The sequence below is a fragment of the Aurantimonas sp. HBX-1 genome (genome assembly GCF_021391535.1).
Taxonomy (GTDB): domain Bacteria; phylum Pseudomonadota; class Alphaproteobacteria; order Rhizobiales; family Rhizobiaceae; genus Aurantimonas.
The window spans coordinates 2,432,249-2,458,703 of record NZ_CP090066.1; the positions used below are offsets into that span (position 1 = coordinate 2,432,249).

A 26,455-nucleotide genomic window follows, 5' to 3' on the forward strand; every position below is an offset into this window, starting at 1 on the left:
TTCATGCCCCAGCGAACCGTACAGGCCCTTCGCCATGTCGGCTTCGAGGATCTCGGCAGCTTCGATTCGGCCCTGCGGGAGGCGGGCTACGATATCGCCTATGTCGATGTCGCGGAAAGCGACATCGGGCGCCTCGATCCGCTCGGGGCAGACCTCCTCGTCGTCCTCGGCGGCCCGATCGGCGTCTATGACGACGCGGCCTATCCCGTCGTCACCGAGGAGCTGCAGCTCCTGCAGGCGCGCCTTCAAGCCGGCAGACCGACGCTTGGTATCTGCCTCGGCGCGCAGCTGATGGCCGCCGCTCTCGGCGCCCGCGTCTATCCGGGGCCGGCCAAGGAGATCGGCTGGTCGCCGCTCGACCTGACCGATGCCGGCGAGCGCCATCCGCTGGGCGCCCTGCGCGGCATTCCCGTACTTCACTGGCACGGCGATACGTTCGACCTGCCCGATGGCTGCGAACGCCTCGCCGCCACCCCGCTCTGCCGCAACCAGGCCTTCTCGCGGGGCCCGAATGTCCTGGGCCTGCAGTTCCACCCGGAGGTGCTTTCGGCCCGGTTCGAGCACTGGCTTATCGGCCATGCCAGCGAACTGGCGACCGCCGGCATCAGCCCTGTCGCCCTGCGCCGCGACGCGGAGCGATACGGAAAGCAGCTCGAAAAGGCCGCTGCCGGCCTGATCGATCGATGGCTGGCCGGCCTAAACGATCAGCCCGAACAGTAGGCGATTGGCGAGATACGCTTCGAGTACTCGTCCGTCGCCGTCGACGGCCGCTCGCTCCAGACGCCGTTCAAGGCTCTCTATGCCTGGACCATGGCGCATCTCACGGAGGTCGCGGACGCCCGGCAGCGTTACGACGGGCGCGCTGGGGGATCCCCGGCCGCGACGGACCGATCACCAGCGCCGTCCGAAGCCGCGATCGGAGACGTCGCGAACTGATCAAGGGCTGCGCTAGCGGCTCGCCCCGGGGAACGCCTGTCGATCGTGTCCTTGATCGGCCTCGCCGACCGTCAGCCCGGTCCAATGCGCGGCGAAGGCCCACATGTCGGCCAACTCGTCGATCGCCTTGTCCATCGGCTTGCCGCCGCCATGACCGGCCTTGCTGTCGACACGCAGGATGTGCGGCCGCGGGCCGAGGTCTGTGGCCTGCAGGGCGGCGACGTACTTGAACGAATGGCCCGGAACGACCCGATCGTCGGTATCGGCCGTGGTGACGAGGATGGCAGGATAGGTCGCCCCCGCCCGGATGTTATGAAGCGGCGAATAGGCGAGCAGGTTGGAAAAGTCCGCCTCGACCTCGGGACTGCCGAATTCCTGCGCCCAGAGCAGGCCGCCGGTGAAGCGGTCGAAGCGCAGCATGTCCATGACGCCGACGCCGGGGAGCGCTGCCGCGAAAAGATCCGGCCGCTGGTTGACCACGGCGCCGACGAGGAGGCCGCCATTGGACTCGCCGTGGATGGCGAGCCCTTCTTCGGCGGTGATCCCCTCGCCTTTCAGGAACTCGGCCGCGGCGATGAAATCGTCGAAGCTGTTCTGCTTGTTCGGTCCCCGCCCGCCGTCATGCCAGGCCTTGCCGTACTCGCCGCCGCCGCGGATGTTGGCGACGGCGTAGACCCCGCCCTGCTCGACCCAGGCCACCGCGGGCGGCGAGTAGAACGGCACCATCGAAATGCCGAAGCCGCCATAGGCGGTGAGCATGGTCGGTGCGGGACCCGTCACGTCGCGGCGGCGGACGACGAAGATCGGCACGCGCGTGCCGTCCCGCGACGGATAGAAATGCTGCTCGACGACGATCCGGTCGAGATTGGTGGCGACGGCCGGCGCGGCCCAGACGGTGTTGGTGTTGCTCGCCACGTCGTAGCGGTGAATGCTCGTGGGCGCGTCGTGGCTGGTGAAGACGAAGAAGGCCTCGTCGTCGCCCGGACGGCCATGGAAGGCGCCGGCACTGCCGATCCCCGGAAGCTCGACATGCCCGTCAGGCGCTCCGTCGAGCCTGAAGCGCTCGATCTCGGTCTTGGCGTCGATCATGTAGGTGACGATCAGCCTGTCGCCGACAAGGCCCGCAAGCCGCATCACGGCGTCCGGCCGTTCCGCGACGACATCGGTGGAAGCGGCGTCGGGATCGGCGAGATCCACCATCACGAGCTTCCCGCGCTCGGCCCCCTGCTGGGTCAGGAGAAACAGCTTCGTGCCGACATTGCCGGCGAGCGACCAGCCATGGTCGAAGCTTTCCACCACCGGCCGGACCGGCCAGTCGGGGTCCGACAGGTCGACCAGGCTGAGCGCATTGCCGCCCGTCAGCGCGGTGGAATAGATCACCCCGTAACGCCCGTCCGCCGTCACCTCGAACGTATGGATCAACGGCAGCGCGCTTTCCGGCGCATGGACGATCCGGTCCTCGGACTGCGGCGTGCCGAGCCGGTGGAACTGGATCGAATGCCCGAGGACCAGCGCCTCGAAGGGCGCGTCCGTGTCCGGCTCGGGATTGCGGGCATAGAAGAAGCCCGATCCGTCCGTCGCCCAGGCGATGGTGGTGAACCGCGCCCACTTGACCTCGTCCTCAAGAATCTCGCCGCTGTCGACGTCGAGGACGCGGATCGTGCGCCAGTCCGCGCCGGCCTCCTGGATCGCGAAGGCGACACGCGTTCCGTCCTCGGATGGGGCCCATTCGGCGAGTGCCGTGGTGCCGTCGTGCGACCATTTGTTCGGATTGATGACGACGCGGTCGGCGCCGTTCACCCCCTCGCGGACGAAGAGGCCGGACTGGTTGTCGAGACCCGCATTGCGCGTGAAGAAGTAGCGTCCGGCCCGTTTCTCCGGCGTCGTCAGCCGCTCGTGATCGAACAGGGCGGTCAGGCGCTCGTGGAAGATATCCCGCCCCGGGAGGGACGCGAGATAGGGGGCGGAATGCTGGTTCTGCGCATCGACCCACCGGGCGACCGACGGATCGCGGCGAACGTCGCTTTCCAGCCAGCGATAGGGATCGGACACGGGGATGCCGAACCGTTGGTCGGAGACGTCCATGCGTCGGGTCTCGGGGTAGGTCATGGATGTGTTCCCGTCTGCAGATGCCGGGCCGATCGCCCAGAGCATGGTCAGGATGAGAGTGGCCGCCAAGGTAGGCAGCCGCCGAAAGCCGTCTGAAAAGCGGCGCGCGGTGGTTTCGCCAAGGCAGCCGGAAGCGGGCCCGGAAATCCGGGCTGATGCGGTTCTCCGCATGATTTCTCCATCGGGTTCGCTTTACGCGGCCTCGCGAGGAGGCAGGTCCTAAGCGTCGTTCGTACGCATCATTCGACCGGATCGCAGATCGGCAGCGTACTCGCCGCGCGGATGGCGGCGGCGATCCGTTCGGTCACTTCTGTGAGTTCGAAATGCCGGCCGTCGTTGATGGCCGCCGCACTGATCGTTTCGTCGACAATGCGCAGTCCCGCCATTGCCGCGGCGGCGCAGAGCCTGACGTCGAAATCGTCCGGCAAGCGCCGGGCCCGCGAAGCCACGATGCCGACGAACTCCGCCTCGGACTGGCTGCACGCCATCAGCCAGGCCGATCGCAGGGCCGGCTCCTTCGGCAGAAGGGCGACGATGCGCGCGGCGGCGACGCCGTCGCGGACCGCCGCCTCGTCGGCGAGATAGGTCGGCATCGTCGATCGCAGATACGCCTCGATGGACAGTTCGCGGGGCCAGCCCTTCAGCAGTTCGACGAACCGCAATTCGCCCTCCCTGAGCAACGGCTCGACGCATGCCTCCTTGGAGCGGAAATAGCGCCAGATCGTGCGGGTGGAGAGCCCGGCTGCCGCGGCGATCATCTCTCCGCTGGTCCCGTCCACGCCGTGTTTCCAGAACAGATCCGCTGCATGGCGCGAGACGGTGAGCCTTGCCTCTTCTGCTTTCGAGCGTTTGATGGCGACCCCCGGGTGGCTTCGGCGCGGTTCACCTTCTTCTGGCCCTGAAGGCCGGAACTGGCAAGCGCCGGCGCCTAGTCCCGCCGCCTGTCCCGCATCTCCTGGGCATCGCGCGCCATTTGCTGACTGATGCGCGCCTGCTCGAGAAACAGGAGATGCTCCTCATCGCGGCGCTGTTGCTGTTGGAGCATGCACGCTGTGTATTCCGGCGAGCCGTAACGCGCGCCCATGTTCGAGCACGTCCCCTGATCCTCGCCCAGATCGGCCATGCGCTGCTGTTCGGGCGACAGGCAGCCACCAAGCGTGAGCGCAAGCAGGCCGAGCCCGGCCATCAGGAGGGTGGGCCGAGGTACAGCGCCCATATCGGAGTTCTTCATTCGATTGCCTCGTTCTCAGCCGCATCCCGGCTTGTCATGCTGGAGTTTCGCGAACAGGCCGAATGGCCTGACGGTCCAGCTTGCTGTCACTAAGTGACACCACATATGTCACTTAGTGACACAATGCGCAAGGCCTTTCGGCGCGCCTCTCTGGAACGACGCAGGAAGCATCGCGCCGTCGTGGCAGTCCGGGGTCTTGAAACAGGTCGAGCGTAAAGTGCTTCGAGACGCCGAGGCCGAAGGTGAACTGGCTTTCGTCGCCGGCTTCGACGGTCGGCGAGTCCGCGGCATCGCCGACCATCTGGCTGGAGGAGGCTTCGGCGTTGAGAAACCAGTCATGCCGGAACGCGTAGCGGGCCGAGCCGGAGACGCCGACGCTTTTCAGGCCACCCTCCGGGTCATAGGCGTCGAGGCGGAAGCCGGTATTCGCCGACTCCGCCGCGGTCACGCCGAAATAGGTCTCGGTGTAATCCTCGGAGGCGAGCGTCGCGAAAGGTCCGGCCTTCAGAATGAGCTGCGGCGTCAGGCGATAGATGGCGTTGGCGCCCGCTCCGCCGACCACGCCCTCGGCGCCGCCAAAGGCGTAGCGCGCTTCGGGCGCGGCACGGCGTGACGATCCGCGCTCCCGCCGAACGGTCGTCCGACTGCCGTCCGCGAACGAGCAAGCCAGTCGGAGACCGCTAGCGGCTGCGAGACAGCCGCTCTTCCGCACGGTCGTCGAGACTGGCTACGCGCGCAAGCGGGCGGAAGAGGCAGCCCGCGCCAGCGTCCAGCGCTCCCGCGGCATCGCCGGCTTCTGGATCTCCAGCAGCTTTGCGAGCGGCTGGAGCGCTGGAAGGCCGAGGGCGACCTGCCGGCCGATACCGACACCGACAGCCTTGGCCGCTACGTGATCACCGTCGCCGACGGTCTCGTCGTGCAGGCCAATGGCGGCGCCCGGCCCGAGCAGTTCCAGACGGTCGTCCGGCAGTTCATGGAATCCTGGCCGGGCAAGCCGGATGAAGCGACCGGCACCGACGCGGGCAGCTACGCCGCCTGAGTCCAGCCGATCCGGTCGCCCCGACGCGGACGCGAGGTTTCGCGATGTCGACGTTCGAGACGCAGCCTCACGACCTGTCGAGCCCCTCGACGGCGCCGATGTGATCCAGGACATGGTCGGCGAAGGCGCGGACCGCCGGACGCATGAACTTCACCGACGGATAGGCCAGGAACAGTTCGGTGGGACGCACCTCCCAGTCGGGGAGGATTCGGACCAGCCGTCCGGACGCGAGTTCGTCGACGACCAGAAGATGCTGGACCGTTCCCGCCGCATTACCATCGAACAGCGTCCGGGAGATCACGTGCGCGTCGTTGCTCTGCAGGATCGAACGCACCTCCACCTCTGTCGGTGAACCATCGCGAAGGAGCATCAGACGGTTCTTCGTCGTCATCGAGCGGTACGTCGTGACGAGCGGAATCTCGGACAGCCGCTCCAGGGTCTCCACCGGACCGTGCTCCTGAAGGAAGTCCGGACTGGCGACGAGGATACGGCGCGCCAGGCCCAGACGGCGGATGATCAGGTCCTGGGCGCTCGGACGACCATGGATGAACGCCATGTCGAAGTTCTCGAAGACGAGATCGACCGTCCGGTTCTCCAGCATCAGCTCGAACGCGACGTTCGGATGCGCGCGCTGGAACTTCATGAGAAGCGGATGGAGATACTTGCCGCCGATGCATGACGGCGCATGGACGCGGATCGTCCCCTCGATGGTCCCGGCGGTGGCATGCAGCCCCTCGACGGCGGCGTCGATCGAGGCAAGCGCCGACCAGCTCGCGTCGTAGAGCGCCTGGCCCTCCGGCGTCGGGCGGACAAGCCGGGCGGACCGCTCCAGGAGGCGCGCCCGGACCCGCCGCTCGAGATTGGCGATATGCTTCGACACGGCCGGCTGCGAGATCGCAAGATCCTGGGCCGCGGCGGTGATCGAGCCGCGCTCGACCGTGCGGGTGAACGCGCGAAGGGCGGCTGCCAGATCCATCTCGAACTCCACGATTCTCGCATCGCAAGATCACCGTCGCGAAGGCGACGGGCCGCTCGCAAGGCGCAATGCATTCTTTTCGGTTATGGCCTGCATAATCCATAACCGGCTAGCCAGATGCGGGGCAAGATGTAGGCTGAGGTTCACCTTTCGAGCCCGGATAGACGATTTGACCACAGCCTCTATGTCGCGCCGCGCCTTCGTTCTCGGCGCCGTCGCAACGAATGTCCTCGCCGCCGGCTGTGCCGCGACCCGAAGCGGCCAGCCGCTCGCGCAATCGCTGCAACCGGCGCCGGTGCTTCCGCCCGTGGCCCACGAAGCGATCGGCTCCGACGCCCTGCGCACCCCGGAACTCGACGCCCGTTACGCGGCGGTCGTCGACGACGGATACGCGATTCCGGCGGTTCCCTATTGGAAGATCGATCCGAAATTCTACCGGCAGCAGGTGCTCGACCCGACCGGCGAAGCGCCCGGCACGGTGGTCGTCGATACCCCGAACCGCTTCCTCTACCTCGTCGAGGAGGACGGCACCGCCATGCGCTACGGCGTCGGCATCGGGCGGGTCGGCTTCACCTGGGAAGGCCGCGGCATCGTCCATTGGCGCCAACGCTGGCCGCGCTGGAAGCCGCCGGCCGAGATGATCGCACGCAAGCCCGAGCTGGAGACGTACTCGGTGGCGAATGGCGGCATGGAGCCAGGGATCGGCAACCCGCTGGGCGCGCGGGCCCTCTACATTCATCAGAACGGCGAGGACACGCTCTACCGCCTCCACGGCTCACCCGAATGGTGGACCATGGGAACGGCCGCTTCGTCGGGCTGCGTACGGCTGGTGAACCAGGACGTGATCGACCTCTACGAGCGCGTGCCCTATCACGCGCCGATCGTCGTGAAGCAGACGCCGCTGACCGCCTGACCGCCCGCGCGACCGGGGACGCAGACGCCTGGCAGAGCGGACCATGGCGAGACGCAAAGCCGTATCTCCTCCCGGCCGTCTCGCCCTTTGCCTAACGGGACCGCTACTTCGCCGCGATCCGCTCCGGCGAGGACCTGTTGGCTACCGGCCAACTCGGAAATCCGGCAGAATGCTTTCCCTGGACGGAGGCGCGAACGCGAAGCTCGCCCGAGAAATAGCAGGGCCGGCAAAAGCCGCCTTGGCAGAAACACGGCTGACTTCGTCAAGCAAGTGAGACGAGGAACTCGAACCTTTTACGCTTACCCGGTTTGACGCGGGGCCGAGCCAGAGACCGGGTTGGCGGGCCCAAACCGATCTCGTTTCGCGAGAACCACAACGGCGATGACGGGAGCAACCAAAATCCATACCCAGAGTGCGAAGCCTGACATGGTCACCTCCTAGCCTGATCGAGACCTACTGATCATAGCATACCTTCTCCATCCACGTCCGCCTTCGGCGGTCGCGCTTGGTCCTGCCCTACCCGGTCGACCGCCCGCGGCCGTTGGATGCCCTGTGGTTCACCGAAGGGATGACATCGTTGCGAGCGAGCGATCGTCCGGATGAAGCCGGATCCGGAGAACGCTTTCGGGGGGGGCAAGTGGCGGAGGGGATGGGACTGCGGTCGAACCTTCTCCACCACATAACCGTTCAATTTCCGCGATCTCGGTTGAAATTCCCTACCGAGACAAACGCGACCGGTAGGTCAGGGTGCTGCGGGTTGACGAGGCGTCGGGCGCCCCGTCGCTCGATGATCTGTTCGGACATGACCCCGGGGCGCCATCAAGCTTCGTCCCGTCGCTGCACCAGCGGCTGCGGCGCGATGGCGGCGACGATGTCGGTACGGTCTGTCTGCCCGCGCGCGAGGGTCACCTGTTCCTGTAGGCGCATCTCGTCCCGCAGGCGGATGTCCTCGACGACCCTTTGGGACTCCACCTCGGAATAGCCAAGGCTCCGCAGCCCCTCGGCCCCGATCTCGAGCGCCGAGGCGAAGGTCTCGCGGACGATGCCGTCGACGGCCTCGTTCAACAGGCGCACAGCGTGGATGCGATCGAATGCTCGCACGATCAGCCGCGCACCGGGGAACTCTCGTGCCGCGAGGCGCGCGATGGCGAGCGTCGTCTCGGGATCGTCCGTCGCGATGACGATCGCACGAGCCTCTGCCGCGCCCGCCGCCTGCAGGACCTCGCGCCGCCGTCCGTCACCGAAGTGCACCCGCCGTCCGAAGCGCTGCGCCTCGCGCACCCGGTCCGCATCGTGGTCGAGGAAGGTCACGGCGATCCCTTCGGCCACGAGGGGCTGTGCCGCAACCTGTCCAACGCGCCCGAAGCCCACCACGAGGACCGAGCCCCCGGCATCCGAGTAGTCCTCCTCCAGCTCCTCGCGCGGTGCGGCCCCGACGAGGCGGCGGAAGACGCGGTCCGACTGCGAGGACAGCGCCATGGACAGCGTGACGATGGACACGACGACAGAGGAGGTCTCGGGATCGAGGATCAGCGCCGAGGCGGCGGCGGCAAAGAGCACGAAGCCGAACTCGCCGTGCTGCGCCATGGCCATCGAGATGCGGAGCGCGAGCCGGTGCGGCGTGCCAAAGGCGCGCGACACGCCGTAGATCGCCAGGCCCTTCAGCGCCATCAGGACAGGCACGGCGACGAGGATGAGAAGCCAGTTCGCCGCCACCGCCCCGAGGTCGAGGGAGAGGCCCACGGCGATGAAAAAGAGCCCGAGAAAGAGGCCGCGGAACGGTTCGATATCCGCCTCCACCTCGTGCCGGAAAGCGGAATCCGCGAGCATCACGCCCGCGATGAAGGCGCCCATCGCGTAGGAGAGCCCGGCGAGCGCCATCACGAGCGCGGCGAAGATGACCACTCCGAGGCTCGCCGCCGTCATCAGCTCGGGCGTGCGCGTGCGGGCGATGACGCGAAACATCGGGTTCAGCGCATAGCGGCCGACGAGGATGAGGAAGGCGATGGCGGCGATGCCGATGGCCACCGCAACCACGTTGCCGCCGAGCGTCATGTCCTCGCCTGTCGGCGCGATGAGCGTGACGAGGAGGAGAAGGGGCACGATGGCGAGGTCCTCGAAGAGAAGGACGGCGATGGCGGTCTCGCCGAAGGGGGTCCGCCGTTCGCCGTTCTCGTCGATCTCGCGCATGACGAGCGCGGTGGAAGAAAGCGCGAGTCCGAGGCCCACGATGAGCGCGGCGCGCCAGTGGAGCCCGAAGGCGAAGGCCGCACCGCCGATAACTGCGCCGCAGACGAGCACCTGCACCAGGCCGCGCCCGAAGATCGTGCCCCGGAGCTCCCACAGCCGTCGGGGACGGAACTCGAGGCCTATCACGAAGAGAAAGAGGACAACACCGAACTCGGCGAAATGGAGGAGCTCTTCGGGATGGTCGGAGAAGGAGAGGTTGAGCGCGAGGCCCGCCGCGACGCCCGCTACGAGGTAGCCGATGACGGTGCCGAGGTTCAGCCGCTTGGCGAGCGGCACGAAGAGGCAGGCGAGCGCGATGAGGGCGAGCGCCTCGGTGAAGGCCATCTCGAGGCTCGTGAGGCCTGATGGCCCGTCGCCTTCGGCAGCCAGGACCGGCGAGGTTCCCAGGGCGGCGGCGGACCCGATGATCCATCGCGTGACCCGGCGGCTTGACCGCAAATGACTATGCATCGATTCCCCTTCTCTCGGGCTGCGTCGCACCGGATGCGACCGTATGTCATCCGGCGTGCAATTTTGACCCCTAGGAAATCTGGACCCGAAGCGACGAACATGGGGAACTTGGTTGACATCATGAGGCTTAGGATCGTCCGCAATGCGGGCGGCCTGTCTGCGGGTGAGCCGATTGTCGAGTGGCTTCAGTCGCGTTTTCGAGGATCTGCCTAGCCATACGCTGGCGGGCTGACGGTCACCCCGGTCATGCGGACTCAGGACCGGCCCCAAAGGCGAGATCCGGATGCTGACGACGCCGTTCCGCCGCCGGGTTTCCAGGGACCCGCCGCTTGATAGGTCTGGTCCCGGATGGTCGGATTAGTTTGGCCAATTGCCCACCTATTCGGCGATGGCAGCTTTCGAGGCTCCCTTTTCGAAAGCCGCTAGTCCGCTTACCACCCAGACCGGGAATAATTTCTGTTTTCCGGAATGGCCGGGAGCAGAACGTCCGCTTCTGGAGCGATGTCGCAAATAGCTTCCACTCCGCTCTCGACCCAACGCAGACTCTAGCCAGTGGATGCGCCATTCCCAGAAGCAGCCATCCAAGCCGCTGAGCGTCTTTCGTCGTGCCTTTAGTCTGAGCGTGGTCGGGATCGTGCCACCGACCGTAGGTTCGTCGGAGACTAGATGATCGGCTATCTCGCGAGCGCGGGGCGATAGCTGAACCGAAGCACCAGTGGCTTGACATCCTCGACCGCTCTGGCTGAATGCGGGCCTGGGGACTGCGATCTCCCCACGAGGCTCCGGCCGAAGCATCGCGTCCATCGATCCATTCATGGAAAGGACGCGTCATGGCCTCGACGATCACCATCTCATGCGACAAGCTCTCCCGCCTCGTCGGGACTCCGAAATCTCCCCTCGTCGTCGACGTGCGAACCGTGGAAGACTTCGCCGCCGACCCGCGGCTGGTGCCCGGCGCGGTGCGCAGGGATCATGCGACTGTCGCGGCCTGGGCGGCGGACCTTCGCGCCAGGCCGGTCGTCGTCGTCTGCCATACTGGCGCAAAGCTCAGCCACGGCGTCGCCGCCTGGCTGCGCCATGAGGGCGTCGCCGCCGAAGTGCTGGAGGGTGGTCACGAGGCCTGGTCCTCAGCGGGCCTGCCGGCCGTGCCGGAAGCCTTGCTCCCCGGACGGGACGCCCAGGGCAGGACCATCTGGGTCACTAGGGCGCGGCCTAAGGTCGACCGGATCGCCTGTCCCTGGCTGATCCGGCGCTTCGTCGACCCCTTCGCGGTGTTCCTGTTCGTCCAGCCATCCGAGGTCGAGGCGGTCGGCGAGCGCTTCGGGGCTGCGCCCTTCGACGTCGAGAACGTCTTCTGGAGCCACCGCGGCGAGCGCTGCACCTTCGACACGATGGTCGAGGAAATGGGTCTTGCGACGCCGCCGCTGCTTCGGCTGGCGACCCTGGTCCGGGGTGCCGACACCGCCCGGCCGGACCTGGCGCCGGAAGCGGCCGGATTGCTGGCCGCCTCGCTCGGCCTCTCGCGCATGTATGCGGACGACCTCGAGCAACTGGAGGCGGGGCTCCTCCTCTACGACGCCTTCTACCGCTGGTGCCGCGACGCGACCGACGAGACGCACAACTGGCCCGCCCGGAAGGGCGGTTCGTGAGATGACCGACCTGCCGGCATCCCGCCACGACGCGGCCGGACCCGCCCGCGATCATGGCATCGCCTTCGGCGAGGCGGTGCGCGTCTGGGCGAAGATCGCCTGCCTGTCCTTCGGTGGGCCGGCCGGGCAGATCGCGCTGATGCACCGCATCCTCGTCGACGAGAAGCGATGGGTCGGCGAGGAGCGGTTCCTGCATGCCCTGAACTACTGCATGCTCCTGCCCGGCCCCGAGGCCCAGCAGCTCGCCACCTATCTCGGTTGGCTCCTGCATCGTACCAAAGGCGGCCTCGTCGCTGGCGCGCTGTTCGTCCTGCCAGGTCTCATCGCCATCATGGCGCTGTCGTGGGTCTACGTCGCCTTCGGCAATGTCGGCATCGTCGCCGGCCTGTTCTTCGGACTGAAGGCAGCGGTCCTCGCGATCGTGCTGGAGGCGGTCAACCGGATCGGCCGGCGGGCGCTGCGCAACCGCACGATGCTCGCCATCGCCGCGGCGGCCTTCGCCGCGATCTTCCTCTTCGACGTGCCGTTCCCGGCGATCATCCTCGCCGCGGGGCTTATCGGCTATCTGGGCGCGCGCGCGGGGCTTGCGGCCTTCTCGGGCGTCGGCGGACACGGACCATCGAAGGGACCGGCACTGCCCGATGCCGCCTCGGCCCTGGGCGAGGCGGTGCCGGATCATGCCCGCCCGAACGTCGCCTGGGCATTGCGGATCTCGGCGGTGTTCCTGGCGCTCTGGCTGGTGCCCGTCGCGCTGCTGGTGCTGGTCTTCGGGACCGGCAACGTCTTCACCGACATCGCGGTGTTCTTCAGCCAGATGGCCGTGGTCACCTTCGGCGGTGCCTACGCCGTCCTCGCCTATGTCGCGCAGCAGGCCGTCGAGCATTATGGCTGGCTCGGCCCCGGCGAGATGCTGGACGGGCTGGGCCTAGCCGAAACGACGCCGGGGCCGCTGATCATGGTCACCCAGTTCGTCGGGTTCCTTGCCGCTTTCCGCGATCCGGGAAGCATGAACGCATACGTCGCCGGAACCCTCGGCGGACTTCTCACCACCTGGGTGACGTTCACGCCCTGCTTCCTGTGGATCTTCCTCGGCGCCCCCTACATCGAGCGCCTGCGCGGCAACCGCGCGCTCTCCGGCGCCCTCGCCGCGATCACGGCGGCGGTGGTCGGGGTGATCCTGAACCTTGCCGTCTGGTTCGGACTGCACGTCCTGTTCCGGCGGGTCGACGCGGTCGGTGTCGGACCGCTCACGCTCGACATCCCGAGACTGGCGAGCATCGACCCCGCCGCGCTTCTTCTCTTCTGCGGCGCTGCCGTCGCCCTGTTCCGGTTTCGCCTCGGGGCGGTGCCGGTCCTTCTGGGCGCAGCCGTCGCAGGCGCGGCCTGGCAGTACCTGCAAGGCATCCTGTGAGAGGATTGAGGCTCACCGAAGGCAAAGATCGGCGCTTTTGGCTCACCTGGCATCCAGCCGTTCAGACCGAACGATCCGAGAACGAACCGTAGCGACCGTCTGCATAGATGAGGCCAGTCCCTCCGGTTGCCGCGACGGCCCGCACCGCGCCGAGGATTATCGCGTGGCTGTGCCGCGCGATGATCTCCTCTACTTCGCAGTCGATCGAGGCGAGCGCGCCATCGAGCGCCGCGGCGCCCGTTGCGAGCTGGTACCAGTTCGCGCCCTCGTAGCGACTCTCACCCTTCAGTCCGCCGAACCCCGCGAAACGTTCGGCCACCTCGCGCTGGTCAACGCTGAGGATATTGACGCAGAAGTGCCCGTACCGACGAATGGTCTCCGATGTCGAAGAGCCGAGATTGATGCTGACCACCATGGTCTCGGGCTCCATCGACAGCGAATGGGCCGACGTCACCGTCGCTCCCGTTCGGTCACCCTGGGGACCCGCCGTGACGACACTGACGCCACCGGCAAGCCCTCGCATCGCGCGCCGCAGGCCGTGACGTGTCACGACCGCGTCCGCCCGGGAATTAGCGACGAGCATCAATGGAGACCGGGGAAGAGGAGACACCGGATCGCCCTTTCACGCCGGCTCAACGGACGCCGGTCCCGTTGTCGTGACCGCCGGTCAGATGCGGTCGGACCTCGCCCCACCAGCTTCGCGGTCGGGCGTTCGCGGTCGAGGATTGCGTCGCGCGCCCCCGCAGCCCGTCGGCGAGCGTCATGGCGTCGGGCCAAGGGCCGAAGCCACTGGCAATGTTGATGTGGCCTGCCTCGCCAAGATCGTAGAGTGTCGAGCCCCAGTTAGCGGCCTGCCTCTCCGCCTGCTCGAAGCTCATGAAGGGATCATTGCGGCTGGCCACCAGGAGTGAGGTGAAGGGCAGTGCGCCATCCGCCGCGGCCGCGAATGCCCCGACCGTGGGATACCGTTCGGAAAGGGCCCGAGCGTCGGCCGGTGCCACAAGCAGAGCGCCGCCGACATGCGACGCGGCCGGTCGGCTCGCCAGGGCGGCGACGAGCGAGCATCCTAGGCTGTGGGCAACCAGGATGACCCCGGGCGCCGATCCCACAATCCGCGCCTCGAGCGCATGAAGCCAGTCCGTGAACAGCGGCTTCGACCAGTTCTCCTGCTCGATCATCTCCGCCCGCTCATCGCCTTCAGCCCAATGGAATTGCCAGTGACCGGGAGGTGAACCGTTCAGCCCGGGAACAATCAGGGTCTCGATCATGTGAGCACCGCTTCCTCTCGTTGCGATGGCAAACATTACCGCCCGGGCTGGGGGGCGGGAAAACATTATATACTAATTCGGTAGACTAATGAGGAATGATGGACCGCGGTCCTCAGCCCGATGTGGGGGCAAGTGTCTCCCGGCGGTCGCGTAGCGTCCGCGCCAACGCGGCACACTGCGCGCGGATGTCCGGTATCGCGGTTATCTCCCAGAACCGGGCCCGGGTGACGGGACCGACGGCATAGAGCCGCTGCGAGGAAATTCCGTCGGCTCCGACGATCGCACAATGCTTGTCGACATCGATCCCGACCAGGAGCGGATCCAGGCGTGCCGCGCCACGGTCGATCAATCGCCCTACCAGTCGTCCACTGCCATCGGTCGGATCGCGAAGGATCCCGGTGCAGTCGATCAACCGGTCTGCAACAAGTGCCACCGGATCGCCGCCCCGGCGCCGGATCCTGATCACTATGCGACCCGCGTCACGGCGAGCTTCTTCGAGGCGCCCCGCGAGGATCTGCAAATGGTCTTCCGAAAGTGCGACTTGCAAAGAGGCTGCGGCCTGCGGGGCCAGGCGATGGCGGTGCACCTCCCAGAAGGTCCGGGCATGACGCAAGAAGCGGCGCTTCGAATCCGCGGACAGCGATTGCCAGAGCGCCTGCGTGTGCGGGCGAAGCGCGTCGATGACGTCGCGCCAGTCGCTGCCCTCCGCCTCGGCCCATCGCACGGTGCGGCGGAGCCACCGCAGAAGGTACGTTACGCTCGTGCCGAAGGGGATGTCGGCCGGGTCGAGCTTTAGCGGTTCGGAGGGTGCGTGGACCTGCGGCAAGAGCCCGCGGCGCGACACGGCGACGATCCGACCGCGGTGCCCTCCTGCCCGGAGAAGCGCGACATTGTCGACCATCGAGAGGCCGGTCCCGATAATGACCACTGCGTCGTCCCGGCCGATGCCCAGTTCCTCCCGGCTACACCATGGGCCGGAATAGGGTGTGGTGTCATCGTACTCCGGAACGGCATGGCCGGTCGCCAGCACGACAATGCCTGCGATCTCGGTTCGCCCGTCGGCGAGCGTCGCCGAGACTCCGCCCCTGAAGGCGACGAGGTCGACGCATTCTCCCTGAATGACGCGCAGGCGCCCGTCGTCCATCCACGGCGCGACAAGGCTCGTCAAATAATCCCGGTAGACCGGGCGGGGAACGAAGCAGAAGCGATCGGCGCAGCCCAGTCGGGCGGCATGGCCGCTCTCCCTCAGCCACCGCCAGAAATGATCGGGATCGTCCGGAAAGGCGCTCATCCCACCGGCACGGGTGTTGAGGAGGTGGTCCCGCTCCTCAGTGCCATAGGCGACACCTGCCCCGATCGTCGGACGTCTCTCGACAATGCTGACTTCCAGACGAGCGTCACCGTCCCGCAACAGATGCGCCGCGAGGATCACGCCGCTCGCGCCGCCACCGACGATGAGGATCCGTTCAGGGGTCATCGTCCCACCCGAGAGGCCGGATCTTGCCTTAAAGGTTGGCTGTCAGTTCCCGGAATTCCACCTCGATGGAACCGCTTGCATTGGCGACATCGGCAAGGGTCCGTTCGTCGAGCACGGCCGAGATCGCATTCCGGACCTCCAGCATGATGCGGCGCACCGAGCAGACACGCTCGTTCACGCAATCCTCGCAGCGCCGATACGCTGTCCGGCTGGCGCAGGGGATCGGCGCCAAGGGCCCTTCCAACACGCGCAGGACATGACCGACCCGGATCTCGTCCGCGGGCCGCGACAATGCGTACCCGCCCCCGCGCCCCTTCCGAGCATGCACCATCCCTGCGGTGCGCAGTTCGCCCAGGATGGCGTCTAGGAACTTCTTGGAGATGTTGTGGGCCGATGCGATCTCTTCCGACAGCGCGCGTTGGCCCTCGGGCAGTTCCGCCAGATGTAGCATGGCCTTGAGGCCGTACTTGCCCTTCATCGTAAGCATCGCGGGGAGCACTCATCACTCGGGAAGGCATATCGGATCGAACGATCCCGAACCCAATTAGGCCGCCACGATCCCCGACGCCAGCCCCGACCGGAGGGCCGGTCTCGGCAGATCGTCCGGTGCTCCGCCGCAGCCCCGTCAACGCGGGTGTTCCGCCGCGGTGCGTTGCGCCATGATCAACGGGCCGCCATCCCGAACCTTGTCAAGAGACGTCGGCGCAGGATCGAACGGGCCGATACCCATGACGGCAGCGACCACCAGGGAGACGCTAGCGACAATCAGGATGGTATCGCGAGCCCTCTTCATGCGATCGAGGTGCTTTCCACCGTGCCGTCTCACGACGCGCTCGCCACGCGGCGCTCCGGAATGGCGGTGTTGGCGATGACCTCGCCGACCGCGTTGAGGTCGTCCGGCGCGCTCCCATGAGGATCGTCATGGTCCAGCGCGAGCCGCGGCAGCACCCGCTCGCCGAATGCGTAGGCCTCTTCCAGATGCGGGTAACCGGAGAGGATGAACGTGTCGATGCCGACGCGGCGGTACTCGTCGGTCCGTTCGGCTACCGTCTCGGCATCGCCGACCAGCGCGGTGCCGGCGCCGCCGCGCACCAGCCCGACCCCGGCCCAGAGATTGGGGCTGATCTCCAGCTTGGTGCGGTCACCGCCGTGCAAGGCCCGCATGCGGCTCTGCCCCACCGAATCCTGGCGGGCCAGTTGCCTCTGCGCCCGCGCGATCGTTTCGTCGTCGAGCTTGGAGATGAGGTTCTCGGCTGCCTTCCAGGCTTCCGCGTTCGTCTCGCGTACGATGACATGGAGGCGGATCCCGAAGGACATGTCCCGACCGGCTCTTCCGGCCGCCTCGCGCACCCTCGCGACCTTCTCGGCAACCGCCTGGGGCGGCTCGCCCCAAGTCAGGTACTTGTCGATGGTGCCAGCCGCTACCTCGATCCCGGCGTCGGACGAGCCACCGAAATAGAGTGGTGGATAGGGGCGCTGATGCGAGCGGAAGAGGAGTTGCCCATCCTCGATCTTGAGGTGCTTGCCCGCGTAGTTGACCGTCTCTCCCGCGAGCTCCGCCTTGTAGATGTCGAGGAACTCGCGCGTCACCTCGTAGCGCTCGTCATGAGCAAGGAAGATCCCGTCGCCGGCGTTTTCCACCGGGTCGCCGCCCGTCACCACGTTGATGAGCAGGCGTCCGCTCGAGATCCGGTCCAGCGTCGCGGTCATGCGGGCCGCGAGTGTGGGAGAAAGCAGCCCCGGGCGCACGGCGACCAAGAAGCGCAGCCGCTGCGTCTGCGGCGCGAGTGCCGATGCCACCACCCAGGAATCCTCGCAGGAGCGGCCTGTCGGCAGGAGAACGCCATAGTAGCCGAGTTGGTCGGCCGCCTGCGCCACTTGCTTGAGGTAGCCGATGTCGACCACGCGGCCACCTTCGGCCGCGCCGAGATAGCGTCCGTCGCCATGGGTTGGCAGGAACCAGAGCACCTTGATCTTCTCGGGGATTGCGTCGGAACCGGTCATCGTCGTCCTCGCTGGCGAATGGGCATGACAAACGTATCCGCGCTGCCGGTCACCGAACAGGAACAATCAGTCTATTTATACGATAGATTGAGTAGATTATTGCTCGTCGTGCTGATTGGCGCTGGCATAGGCTTCTCCTCATCGCCACCGATGGATCGGGGCACTGGCAATGAGAACCGCCTTGAAACCTTTCCTACGCAGCCTCGTCGCATCCGCTGCACTTCTGACGGCCCCGGTGTCGATGGACCGTGCCTGGGCGGCGGAAACGATCCGCATCGTCGAGCAGTTCGGGACAATCTACCTGCCGCTTCACGTCATCCGCGACCAGAAGCTTCTCGAGAAGCATGCCGCGGCGCTTGGCCTGGAGGATGTCGAGGTCGAGTGGGCGAAACTGTCGGGGGGAGCGGCGATCAACGACGCCCTCCTGTCCGGCAACGTCGATGTCGCCGCGGCGGGCATCGGCCCGTTCCTGACCCTCTGGGACCGGACCGAGGGCGCCGTGAAGATCATCGGCGGGCTGGCCCACCAGCCGAACTACCTGATCACGTCGCGTCCGGATATCCGGAGCCTCGAGGACTTCAAGCCGGAGGACAAGATCGCCCTCCCCGCGGTCGGCGTCTCGGTGCAGTCCCGCATCCTTCAGATGGCCGCCGAAAAGACCTTTGGCGAAGGCCAGCATGCCCGGCTCGACAAAAACACCGTCTCCCTGCCGCATCCGGACGCGACGGCGGCTCTGCTTTCGGGCTCGACCGAAATAGCGGCGCACCTTTCGAACTCGCCGTTCCAGGAGCGTGCGCTGGAGGATCCGAGCATCCATCGGATCTTCTCCTCGTACGACATCCTCGGCGGCCCCGTGACGCCCACCTACGTCTACGCCACCGTCGATTTCCGGGAACAGCATCCGGAGCTGTTCGAAGCCTTCCTTTTGGCTTTCCGGGAAGCCTCCGCCTGGGTCGAGGCGAACAAGGCCGAGGCGGCCGAGACCTATGTCCGCGTCGAGAACTCGAGCCTCGACCCTGTCTTCGTCCAATCCCTGCTGGAGTCGCCCGACTCCCTCTACACGCTGGTGCCGGCGCGCTCCTTCGACTTCGCCGACTTCCTGTACAGGACCGGCGCCATCAAGAATCAGGCGACGAGCTGGAAGGACTACACGTTCGAGGAACTCCACGGCGAGGAGGGAAGCTGATGCTTGCCCGCGCCGAGGCTTTCCCGGCAACGGCTCCGGCATTTGAGGCGCGTGGCCTGACGCTCGATTACACCACGGCCAAGGGCCCGCTGCGCGCCGTCGACGACGTCAGCTTCTCTGCCCGTGAGGGCGAGCGGCTGGTGCTCCTGGGACGCTCCGGTTGCGGCAAGTCCTCGATCCTCAAGGCGGCGGCGGGGTTTATCACCCCGACGTCGGGTGAGATCAACGTAAAGGGCCGCCGCGTCACCGGTGCCGGACCCGACCGCATCGTCGTGTTCCAGGAGTTCGACCAGTTGCTGCCCTGGAAGACGGTCCGAGAGAACGTCGCCTTCCCGCTTCGTGTGGCCGCCGACGTGCCGCGTGCCGAGGCTCGGGAACGGGCCGAAGAAGCCCTTCGCAAGGTCGGACTGGAACGAGCGATCGACGTCTATCCGCACACGCTCTCGGGCGGCATGAAGCAACGCGCCGCCATCGCCCGGGCGTTGGTCACGGACGCCGACGTTCTCCTGATGGACGAGCCGTTCGCGGCGCTCGATGCGTTGACCCGCCGGCGCCTTCAGGCAGATCTGCTGAAGCTCGCCGAGGACGAAGGCTTCACGCTCCTCTTCGTCACGCACTCGATCGAGGAAGCGATCCTGATCGGCACTCGCCTGCATCTCCTGTCGGCGCATCCCGGGCGGACGATCGCCACCTTCGACACGGCCGAATTCGATCTCGGCAACAGCGGCGGCGCCAGGTTCGACCGGGTGGTGAAGGAGGTGAACGGCCTTCTGTTCGAGGAACATGACGACGAGGAACTCGCCCATGTCTGAGATCACCGGAGATCGTCCCGGGCCACTCGCCGCGCCGACCGCGCTGCCCGAATGGGGCGTCGCCTTGCTTCGAAAGCTCGCCATCCTCGCATTCCTTGCTCTGGCCTGGCAGGCGGCAGCCGTCTGGACGGCAAAGCCCATCCTGCTTCCAAGCTTCACTCAGACGATGGCCGCGCTCGCCGAGGGACTCCTGAACGAGGGCCTCATGTCTTCGTCATGGACCTCCCTGTCGGTGCTTTTGAAGGGCTACGTGCTGGCGGTCGCAATCGCGCTCCTACTCGTTTCGCTGGCGGTGGCGAATGGATTCGCGCGCGAGACGCTGCGCACCCTGATCTCGATGTTCAACCCGCTTCCCGCCATAGCGATCCTGCCCCTGGCGATGCTCTGGTTCGGGCTCGGCGAGAAAAGCCTTCTCTTCGTCCTCGTCCATGCGGTCCTGTGGCCGTTCGCGCTGGCAACGCTCGGCGGCTTCGATGCGGTTCCGGAAACACAGCGACTCGTCGGGCGCAACTACGGCCTGAGGGGCACGGCCTATGTCTTCCGCATCCTCATTCCGGCAGCGCTCCCCTCGATCATCTATGGGCTCAAGATCGGCTGGGCCTTCGCTTGGCGTACGCTCATCGCGGCCGAACTCGTCTTCGGGGTCTCGTCCGGCCAGGGCGGACTTGGCTGGTACATTTTCCGCAACCGAAACGAGCTCTTCACCGACAAGGTGTTCGCCGGGCTCGCGCTGGTCATCATCATCGGCCTCCTCGTCGAAGGCGTCGTGTTCCGCGCACTGGAGGCCATGACCGTCCGCAAATGGGGCATGCAGCGCTAGGTCCGCCAGCGTGCCCTGCCACCACCTTGACACTTCATGCCCACCATACCCGCAGCGCTAGCGTGGCGGCGCCCGTGACAGCGATCGTCACGGGCCATCCGACCTTGATGAAGTCGACGAAGCGGTAGCCCGCCAGGCCCATGACGATGGTGTTGTTGTGGTGACCGATCGGGGTGAGGAAGTCGATGGAGGCCCCCAGCGCCACCGCGATCAGCAACGGTTCGGGCGGAATGCCGGCCGCCGCGGCGACGCCGAGGGCGATCGGCCCGAGGATCACCGCCGTCGACGCGTTGTTGACGAAGGGCGTGATGGCGACCGCAATCACCAGGAGGGCCGACGAGAGGACGAGCGCGTCATGCTCTGGCAACAGCGTCATCAGTCCGCCCGCAAGGACCGAGGCGGCGCCGGTGGTCTCCACCGCCAGCCCCAGCGGGAGCATCGCCGCCAGCATGATGAGGATCGGCCAGTCGAGCGCTGCGAGGCCCCTGCGCAGGTCGAGACTGCCCGTCGCGGCCAGGACGAGCACGACGAGCCCGAAGGCCAGTTCGGGCGGCGCGAAGCCGAAGGCCGCGAGAACCACGCCGCCGGCGAAGGCGAGAACCGGCGCCCATTGGCTGTCCCCGGCCTCCGGCTGCGGCGTCGGCCACAGCGGCAGGATGTCGGCCTCCTCGACAGCCTCTGCGATGGCGTCCTGGTCGCCGGACAGATAGAGGACGTCGCCGATCGAGAGTTGGACATCGGCCAGCGAGCCTTCGATGCGCGGCGTGTGCGTCGCAACCGCGACGATGGCAATGCCGCGCGACGTCAGCCCTTCCAGCGCGCCGATCCGCGACCCGACGAGCATGCTTTCCGGCATGATCACGGCCTCGACGCGCTGCGCGGAGGCATTTTGCCCCGTCCCCGGCAGCGCCAGGGAGCCGGAGGCGAGGCCCGCTTCCAGTTCCGGGAGCCCGATCTCGATCAGCAACACATCGCCGGCTTCCGCGATCGTCCCGGGGCGCTGGAACATGACATTCGCCCCGCCGCGGCGCATCGAGTGAATGGTGGCTCCCGCTTCCGAAACCGGTTTTCCGTTCAGGGGCGAGAGTGCGCCGATCTCCACCTCGGTGACGACAGTCCGGAACGAGTGCGGTGGCGGACGTCCAGTCTCCGCCGACGACCCGTTGCCCAGGACGCGGCGAGGCCAGACGACGAGGACCAGAAGACCCGCGAGCGCCGCGGGAACGCCTACCCAGGCGAAGTCGAAGAACGCAAAGCCCGTTCCCGTCGCTGCGGCGAGCTGGTTGCTGACGATCAGGTTCGCCGGCGTGCCGATGACCGAGCACAGCCCGCCCAGCAGCGCGGCAAAGCTGACCGGCATCAGGATGCGCCGGCTGTCCAGCGCGGTGACCCGGCAGACACTCGTCACGACCGGCAGCATCAGCGCCAGGGCGCCGATATTGTTCATGAACACCGACAGCGTGGCCGTCAGCAGGCAGAGGACGGCGAGAACCCGTCTCTGGGTTCGGGCGATCTCCGGAATGCGCCGGGACAGGGAATCGAGAACCCCCGAACGTCCAAGGACGTGGACGATCAGCAGGATCTCCACGACGGTGATGAAGGCGGCGTTGGAAAATCCGGAGAAAGCCTGCGTCGGCGTGACCAGCCCGAGCGCCAGCCCGAAGCCGAGGCCGCCCAGCGCGACGACCTCCATGCGGATGCGATCGAGGGCGAAGACGACGAGCATCGAAACGAGCAGGATGAGGATCGCGGCCTGCTCGAAATTCATCGTCCCTGCCGTTTCCGGTCACACCAGACAACGCGCCGAGGGAGGCCGACGCGAGGTCGAGACCTAACACGGCTGCGATCGCGATCGTAGGGTCACGCCTCAGCGATGCGACGAGATCCGAAGGTACGAAGGGCTTGAGACTCTCAGAAGGTGGTCGCCAGCATCCGTTCGATTTCCTGGTGCTTGGCGTCGCTCGTGTCCTCGAACGGTGCGGGTTCGGGGACCGGCGCTCTGGTGTCCGTAAACACCTTCCATTTCTTCGGCCGGAAAGCGATCCGGCCGTTCGCGCCCGCCGGGTGCGCCACCGGCAGTTCGATCTCGACTCGCTCGCGCGCCCCGCCGACCGCGAGTTCCACCCTGCGCGTGCCGGCGACCCGCCGGCTCGCCGCCACGGTCCCGGCGATGCAGCCGCCGCAGCCGTCCACCAGCTCGATGTCGTGCGGCCTGAAATACAGTGTCGCCCGCCCCTCCGGCAGGCCCTTGGCCTCGATCCCGATCGAGCGGTCCTGAAGCCACAGCTCGCCGTTCTCGACGCGGACCGGCAAGGCGCTGGAGTCGCCGATGAAGCCGTAGACGAACGGGGAGTTCGGGCTGTCATAGACGTCGTCGGCCGAGCCGATCTGTTCGATGCGCCCCTGGCTCATCACCACGACCCGGTCGGCGAGTTCGAGCGCCTCTTCCTGGTCGTGCGTCACGAAGACGGTGGTATGGCCGGTCCGGTCGTGAACCTCGCGCAGCCACCGTCGCAGCTCCCGGCGAACCTGGGCGTCCAGGGCGCCGAACGGCTCGTCGAGCAGCAGGACGCGCGGCTCGATGGCGAGCGCGCGCGCCAGGGCGACGCGCTGACGCTGGCCGCCGGAGAGCTGGCTCGGGTAGCGGTTCTCCAGACCCGAGAGCTGGACGAAATCCAGAAGCTCGCTCGCTTGGCGGCGGATCTCCTGCTTCGTCGGTCGCGTGGCGGCGGGGCGGACCTTGAGGCCGAAGCCGATATTGTCGGCGACGCTCATGTGCCGGAACAGCGCGTAATGCTGGAAGACGAAGCCGACATTGCGCTCCTGCACGGAGCGGTGCGAGGCGTCCTGATCGCCGAAGAAGATCGCGCCACCCGTCGGGCGCTCCAGCCCGGCAATCAGCCGCAGCAGTGTCGTCTTCCCGGATCCGGAGGGGCCGAGCAGCGCGATCAGCTCCCCCGAACGGATGTCGAGCGACACGTCGTGAAGCGCGGGATACCCGTCGAACTCCTTGCGCACGGACCTGATCGAGACGTCCATCCTACGCTCCTAGTGCTTCGCCGCGGCGGCGATCTCGTCGCCGTACCGGTATTCGAGGATTGATTTGAGGACGAGCGTCACCAGCGCCAGACCCGCCAGAAGCGTGGAGACGGCGAAGGCGGCGACGAAATTGTACTCGTTGTAGAGGATCTCGACATGCAGCGGCATGGTGTTGGTCAGGCCCCTGATGTGTCCCGACACGACCGACACCGCGCCGAATTCGCCCATCGCCCGGGCATTGCAGAGGAGCACGCCGTAGAGCAGGCCCCACTTGATGTTGGGCAGGGTCACGAACCGGAAGGTCTGCCAGCCGGAAGCACCCAGCGACAGCGCCGCCTCCTCGTCGCCGGTGCCCTGTTCCTGCATCAGCGGGATCAGCTCGCGGGCAACGAACGGGAACGTCACGAAGATCGTCGCCAGCACGATGCCCGGGACCGCGAACAGGATCTCGATGCCGTAGGATTTGAGCCACGGGCCGAGAACCGACCCCGCGCCGAAGAGCAGCACATAGACGAGGCCCGAGATCACCGGCGAGACCGAGAACGGCAGGTCGATTAGCGTCGTCAGGAACGTCTTGCCCTTGAACTCGAACTTGGCGATGGCCCAGGCCGCCGCGACGCCGAAGACGAGGTTGAGCGGCACCGCGATCGCCGCCACCGTCAGCGTCAGCCGCATCGCGGCCAGCGTGTCGGGTTCGTTAAGCGCCGACAGGAACTCCCCCGCGCCGCGCCGGAACGCCTCGATGAACACGGCGATCAGCGGCAGCACGAGAAACAGCGCAAGGAAGCCGAGGGCCAGGAAGATCAGCGTCGCCTTCGCCAGCGGCGCTTCGCTCGTCGCCCGGCGGTAGCTGCGCTGCCTCGGGCGAGGCGGAGCGGACGCGACAGTGCCGGATCGGTCCGTTAACGGTTCAACTGCCATAGCCATATCTTCTTCGGCTCCAGGCCTGGATGAGATTGATCGCGAACAGCATGGCGAAGGAGATGATCAGCATGATCGCGGCGATGGCCGTGGCACCCGCGTAGTTGAACTCCTCGAGACGGATCACGATCAGCAGCGGCGCGATCTCCGACACGTACGGGATGTTGCCGGCGATGAAGATCACCGAACCGTACTCGCCGACGCCGCGAGCGAAGGCGAGCGCGAAGCCGGTCAACAGGGCGGGCGCCAGGCCCGGCAGGATGACGTCCCGGATCGTCTGGAACCGGTTGGCACCGAGCGTCGCGGCGGCTTCCTCCACTTCGCGGTCAATCTCCTCCATCACCGGCTGCACCGTGCGAACCACGAAGGGCAGCCCGATAAAGACAAGGGCGATGACGATGCCGAGTGGCGTGAACGCCGCCTTGATGCCGAGCGGCGCGAGAAGCTGGCCGATCCAGCCGTTCGGTGCATAGATCGCGGCCAGCGAGATGCCCGCGACGGCGGTTGGGAGCGCGAAGGGCAGGTCGACGACGGCATCGACGATGCGCCGTCCCGGGAACCGGTAACGCACCAGCACCCAGGCAACGATGGTCCCGAAGACCACGTTGACGATTGCCGCGACCAATGCGGTTCCGAACGAGATCTGCAGGGCTGCCAGCGTGCGCTCGTCGGTCGCGATCGCCCAGAACGCGGTCCAGCCCAGTTCCGTCGTGCGCCATGCGACGCCCGAGAGCGGAATGAGGATGATCAGCGTCAGATAGGCGATCGTGAAGCCGAGCGTCAGCCCGAAACCGGGAATGACGCTCGGCCGCCTGAAGTGCCACCCCTGCGCCGAAGTGGCGGAGATCATGCTCGGGCTCAGTTCGTCGTGCCGGGGCGATAGATCTGGTCGAAGATGCCGCCATCACCGAAATGGTATGGCTGCGCCTTCACCCACCCGCCGAAGATCGGATCGTCGATCGAGATCAGGTCGACGTCCGGAAGGGCCTGCAACTCCTCTGCCGGTACGAGGTCGCGTTTCGCCGGACGGTAGAAGTGGCGGGCGGCGATCCGCTGTCCTTCCTCCGAGTACAGAAATTCGAGATAGGCCTGCGCCACCTCGCGCGTTCCCTTGGCATCGACATTGCCGTCGACCAGCGCCACGGGAGGCTCGGCAAGGATCGAGGAAGGCGGCACCACGATGTCGAACTGGTCGTCGCCGAATTCGGCGCCCGCCAGATAGGCCTCGTTCTCCCACGCCAGCAGCACGTCGCCGATCTGGCGCTGCGCGAAGGTCGTCAGCGATCCGCGTGCGCCGGTGTCGAGAACCGGGACGCGCTTGTAGAGATCGGCGATGTAGGCCTTGATCTTCTCCTCGTCGCCGCCGAACGCGTCGTTTGCCCAGGCCCACGCCGCCAGGTAGTTCCAGCGTGCGCCGCCGGAGGTCTTCGGGTTGGGCGTGATGACCTCCACGTTGTCCTTCACCAGATCGCCCCAGTCCTTGATGTCTTTGGGATTACCCTTGCGGACCAGGAAGACGATGGTCGAGGTGTAGGGCGCGTTGTTGTTTTCGAGGCGGCCGCGCCAATCCTTCGGGATCTTGCCGGTCTTTTCCGCGATCGCGTCAATGTCGGCTTCCAGCGCCAGCGTCACGACATCGGCTTCCAGTCCGTCGATCACCGCGCGCGCCTGCTTGCCGGAACCGCCATGGGACTGCTGGATGGTGACCGTTTCGCCGGTCTGTTCCTTCCAGTGGGCGGCGAAGGCTTCGTTGTATTCCTTGTAGAGCTCTCGCGTCGGATCGTACGACACGTTGAGGAGCTGCGTGTCGGCGAAGGCCATCTGCGACCAGCCGAACGGGGTGGAGGCCGCGAGAGCGGCCGCGAGAAGCAGGGATCGTCGATTGAGCAGCATGTGTCACCTCCGGGTTGGGAGACAAACTCTATCGGCATAGTCGTGTATTAGAATGCAGCGACGTTCCAATT

24 protein-coding genes are annotated in these 26,455 nt (G+C 66.7%); 8 read left to right on the plus strand and 16 right to left on the minus strand.

Going from position 1 to position 26,455, the window contains the following annotated elements:
- The first annotated feature begins 3 nt into the window (after window positions 1–3).
- Window positions 4–720 (plus strand): glutamine amidotransferase, encoded by a 717-nt coding sequence (locus tag LXB15_RS11525; RefSeq protein WP_233948597.1) that lies wholly within the window; start codon window positions 4–6, stop codon window positions 718–720.
- Window positions 721–948: 228 nt separating this feature from the next.
- Here the strand turns inward: LXB15_RS11525 and LXB15_RS11530 are convergent, their stop codons facing one another.
- The 4 genes from LXB15_RS11530 to LXB15_RS11545 form a co-directional block, all read right to left on the minus strand.
- Window positions 949–3,045 (minus strand): prolyl oligopeptidase family protein, encoded by a 2,097-nt coding sequence (locus LXB15_RS11530; RefSeq protein ID WP_233948598.1) that lies wholly within the window; start codon window positions 3,043–3,045, stop codon window positions 949–951.
- A 239-nt stretch (window positions 3,046–3,284) separates the two neighbouring features.
- On the minus strand, window positions 3,285–3,899 hold the full coding sequence (locus LXB15_RS11535) for a TetR/AcrR family transcriptional regulator (RefSeq protein ID WP_370640224.1): 615 nt from the start codon (window positions 3,897–3,899) through the stop codon (window positions 3,285–3,287).
- Between the two features lie 74 nt (window positions 3,900–3,973).
- Entirely contained in the window at window positions 3,974–4,276 is a 303-nt protein-coding gene (locus LXB15_RS11540) for a hypothetical protein (protein WP_233948600.1), read from the minus strand.
- A 112-nt stretch (window positions 4,277–4,388) separates the two neighbouring features.
- A complete protein-coding gene (locus LXB15_RS11545) occupies window positions 4,389–4,988 on the minus strand; it encodes a MipA/OmpV family protein (protein WP_255696588.1) in 600 nt (199 codons plus the stop codon).
- A 177-nt stretch (window positions 4,989–5,165) separates the two neighbouring features.
- On the opposite strand from LXB15_RS11545, the gene LXB15_RS11550 reads away from it, so the two are divergent.
- Complete coding sequence (locus tag LXB15_RS11550) at window positions 5,166–5,315, plus strand: hypothetical protein (RefSeq protein WP_233948602.1); 150 nt, start codon at window positions 5,166–5,168, stop codon at window positions 5,313–5,315.
- 67 nt (window positions 5,316–5,382) lie between these two features.
- Here the strand turns inward: LXB15_RS11550 and LXB15_RS11555 are convergent, their stop codons facing one another.
- Window positions 5,383–6,291, minus strand: a complete 909-nt coding sequence (locus tag LXB15_RS11555; RefSeq protein WP_233948603.1) for a LysR family transcriptional regulator — start codon at window positions 6,289–6,291, stop codon at window positions 5,383–5,385.
- 184 nt (window positions 6,292–6,475) lie between these two features.
- Between LXB15_RS11555 and LXB15_RS11560 the strand changes: the two genes are divergently transcribed.
- Window positions 6,476–7,204: a L,D-transpeptidase gene (locus tag LXB15_RS11560; RefSeq protein WP_233953138.1), complete on the plus strand. Its 729-nt coding sequence runs from the start codon at window positions 6,476–6,478 to the stop codon at window positions 7,202–7,204.
- Between the two features lie 819 nt (window positions 7,205–8,023).
- Here the strand turns inward: LXB15_RS11560 and LXB15_RS11565 are convergent.
- Complete coding sequence (locus tag LXB15_RS11565; RefSeq protein WP_233948604.1) at window positions 8,024–9,778, minus strand: monovalent cation:proton antiporter-2 (CPA2) family protein; 1,755 nt, start codon at window positions 9,776–9,778, stop codon at window positions 8,024–8,026.
- A gap of 956 nt (window positions 9,779–10,734) precedes the next feature.
- Here LXB15_RS11565 and LXB15_RS11570 point away from each other — a divergent pair.
- Window positions 10,735–11,553 (plus strand): sulfurtransferase/chromate resistance protein, encoded by an 819-nt coding sequence (locus LXB15_RS11570; RefSeq protein ID WP_233948605.1) that lies wholly within the window; start codon window positions 10,735–10,737, stop codon window positions 11,551–11,553.
- A gap of 1 nt (window position 11,554) precedes the next feature.
- A complete protein-coding gene (gene chrA, locus LXB15_RS11575) occupies window positions 11,555–12,964 on the plus strand; it encodes a chromate efflux transporter (protein WP_233948606.1) in 1,410 nt (469 codons plus the stop codon).
- Window positions 12,965–13,025: 61 nt separating this feature from the next.
- Here chrA and LXB15_RS11580 read toward each other — a convergent pair whose 3' ends face one another.
- The 5 genes from LXB15_RS11580 to ssuD all read right to left on the minus strand — a co-directional run bounded on the left by LXB15_RS11580 (window position 13,026) and on the right by ssuD (window position 17,713).
- Complete coding sequence (locus tag LXB15_RS11580; RefSeq protein WP_370640092.1) at window positions 13,026–13,547, minus strand: flavin reductase family protein; 522 nt, start codon at window positions 13,545–13,547, stop codon at window positions 13,026–13,028.
- A 49-nt stretch (window positions 13,548–13,596) separates the two neighbouring features.
- Complete coding sequence (locus LXB15_RS11585) at window positions 13,597–14,232, minus strand: alpha/beta hydrolase (RefSeq protein WP_233948607.1); 636 nt, start codon at window positions 14,230–14,232, stop codon at window positions 13,597–13,599.
- Between the two features lie 112 nt (window positions 14,233–14,344).
- Window positions 14,345–15,709, minus strand: a complete 1,365-nt coding sequence (locus LXB15_RS11590) for an FAD/NAD(P)-binding protein (protein ID WP_233948608.1) — start codon at window positions 15,707–15,709, stop codon at window positions 14,345–14,347.
- Between the two features lie 28 nt (window positions 15,710–15,737).
- Window positions 15,738–16,196 (minus strand): Rrf2 family transcriptional regulator, encoded by a 459-nt coding sequence (locus LXB15_RS11595; RefSeq protein ID WP_183206635.1) that lies wholly within the window; start codon window positions 16,194–16,196, stop codon window positions 15,738–15,740.
- 335 nt (window positions 16,197–16,531) lie between these two features.
- A complete protein-coding gene (gene ssuD, locus LXB15_RS11600) occupies window positions 16,532–17,713 on the minus strand; it encodes an FMNH2-dependent alkanesulfonate monooxygenase (protein ID WP_233948609.1) in 1,182 nt (393 codons plus the stop codon).
- 181 nt (window positions 17,714–17,894) lie between these two features.
- On the opposite strand from ssuD, the gene LXB15_RS11605 reads away from it, so the two are divergent.
- The 3 genes from LXB15_RS11605 to LXB15_RS11615 are packed head-to-tail and all read left to right on the plus strand — an operon-like array spanning window position 17,895 to window position 20,531.
- A complete protein-coding gene (locus LXB15_RS11605) occupies window positions 17,895–18,899 on the plus strand; it encodes an ABC transporter substrate-binding protein (protein WP_233948610.1) in 1,005 nt (334 codons plus the stop codon).
- The gene (locus tag LXB15_RS11610) at window positions 18,899–19,711 is read left to right on the plus strand and encodes an ABC transporter ATP-binding protein (protein WP_233948611.1); all 813 of its coding nucleotides are present in this window, start codon (window positions 18,899–18,901) and stop codon (window positions 19,709–19,711) included. Before LXB15_RS11605 ends, LXB15_RS11610 begins: the two co-directional genes overlap by 1 nt.
- A complete protein-coding gene (locus tag LXB15_RS11615; RefSeq protein ID WP_233948612.1) occupies window positions 19,704–20,531 on the plus strand; it encodes an ABC transporter permease in 828 nt (275 codons plus the stop codon). The genes LXB15_RS11610 and LXB15_RS11615 overlap by 8 nt, the downstream gene beginning before the upstream one ends.
- 34 nt (window positions 20,532–20,565) lie before the next feature.
- On the opposite strand, the gene LXB15_RS11620 is transcribed toward LXB15_RS11615, so the two are convergent.
- From LXB15_RS11620 to LXB15_RS11640, 5 genes are all read right to left on the minus strand, one after another.
- Complete coding sequence (locus LXB15_RS11620; RefSeq protein WP_233948613.1) at window positions 20,566–22,299, minus strand: SLC13 family permease; 1,734 nt, start codon at window positions 22,297–22,299, stop codon at window positions 20,566–20,568.
- 143 nt (window positions 22,300–22,442) lie between these two features.
- Window positions 22,443–23,570 carry a sulfate/molybdate ABC transporter ATP-binding protein gene (locus tag LXB15_RS11625; protein WP_233948614.1) on the minus strand — a complete coding sequence of 376 codons (1,128 nt, stop codon included), beginning with the start codon at window positions 23,568–23,570 and terminating at the stop codon, window positions 22,443–22,445.
- Between the two features lie 9 nt (window positions 23,571–23,579).
- Window positions 23,580–24,497, minus strand: coding sequence for a sulfate ABC transporter permease subunit CysW (gene cysW, locus LXB15_RS11630; RefSeq protein ID WP_370640093.1), 918 nt, complete (start codon window positions 24,495–24,497; stop codon window positions 23,580–23,582).
- Window positions 24,481–25,341 carry a sulfate ABC transporter permease subunit CysT gene (cysT, locus tag LXB15_RS11635; RefSeq protein ID WP_233948616.1) on the minus strand — a complete coding sequence of 287 codons (861 nt, stop codon included), beginning with the start codon at window positions 25,339–25,341 and terminating at the stop codon, window positions 24,481–24,483. The genes cysW and cysT overlap by 17 nt, the downstream gene beginning before the upstream one ends.
- Window positions 25,342–25,349: 8 nt before the next feature.
- On the minus strand, window positions 25,350–26,312 hold the full coding sequence (locus LXB15_RS11640) for a sulfate ABC transporter substrate-binding protein (protein WP_370640225.1): 963 nt from the start codon (window positions 26,310–26,312) through the stop codon (window positions 25,350–25,352).
- Window positions 26,313–26,455 lie beyond the last annotated feature (143 nt).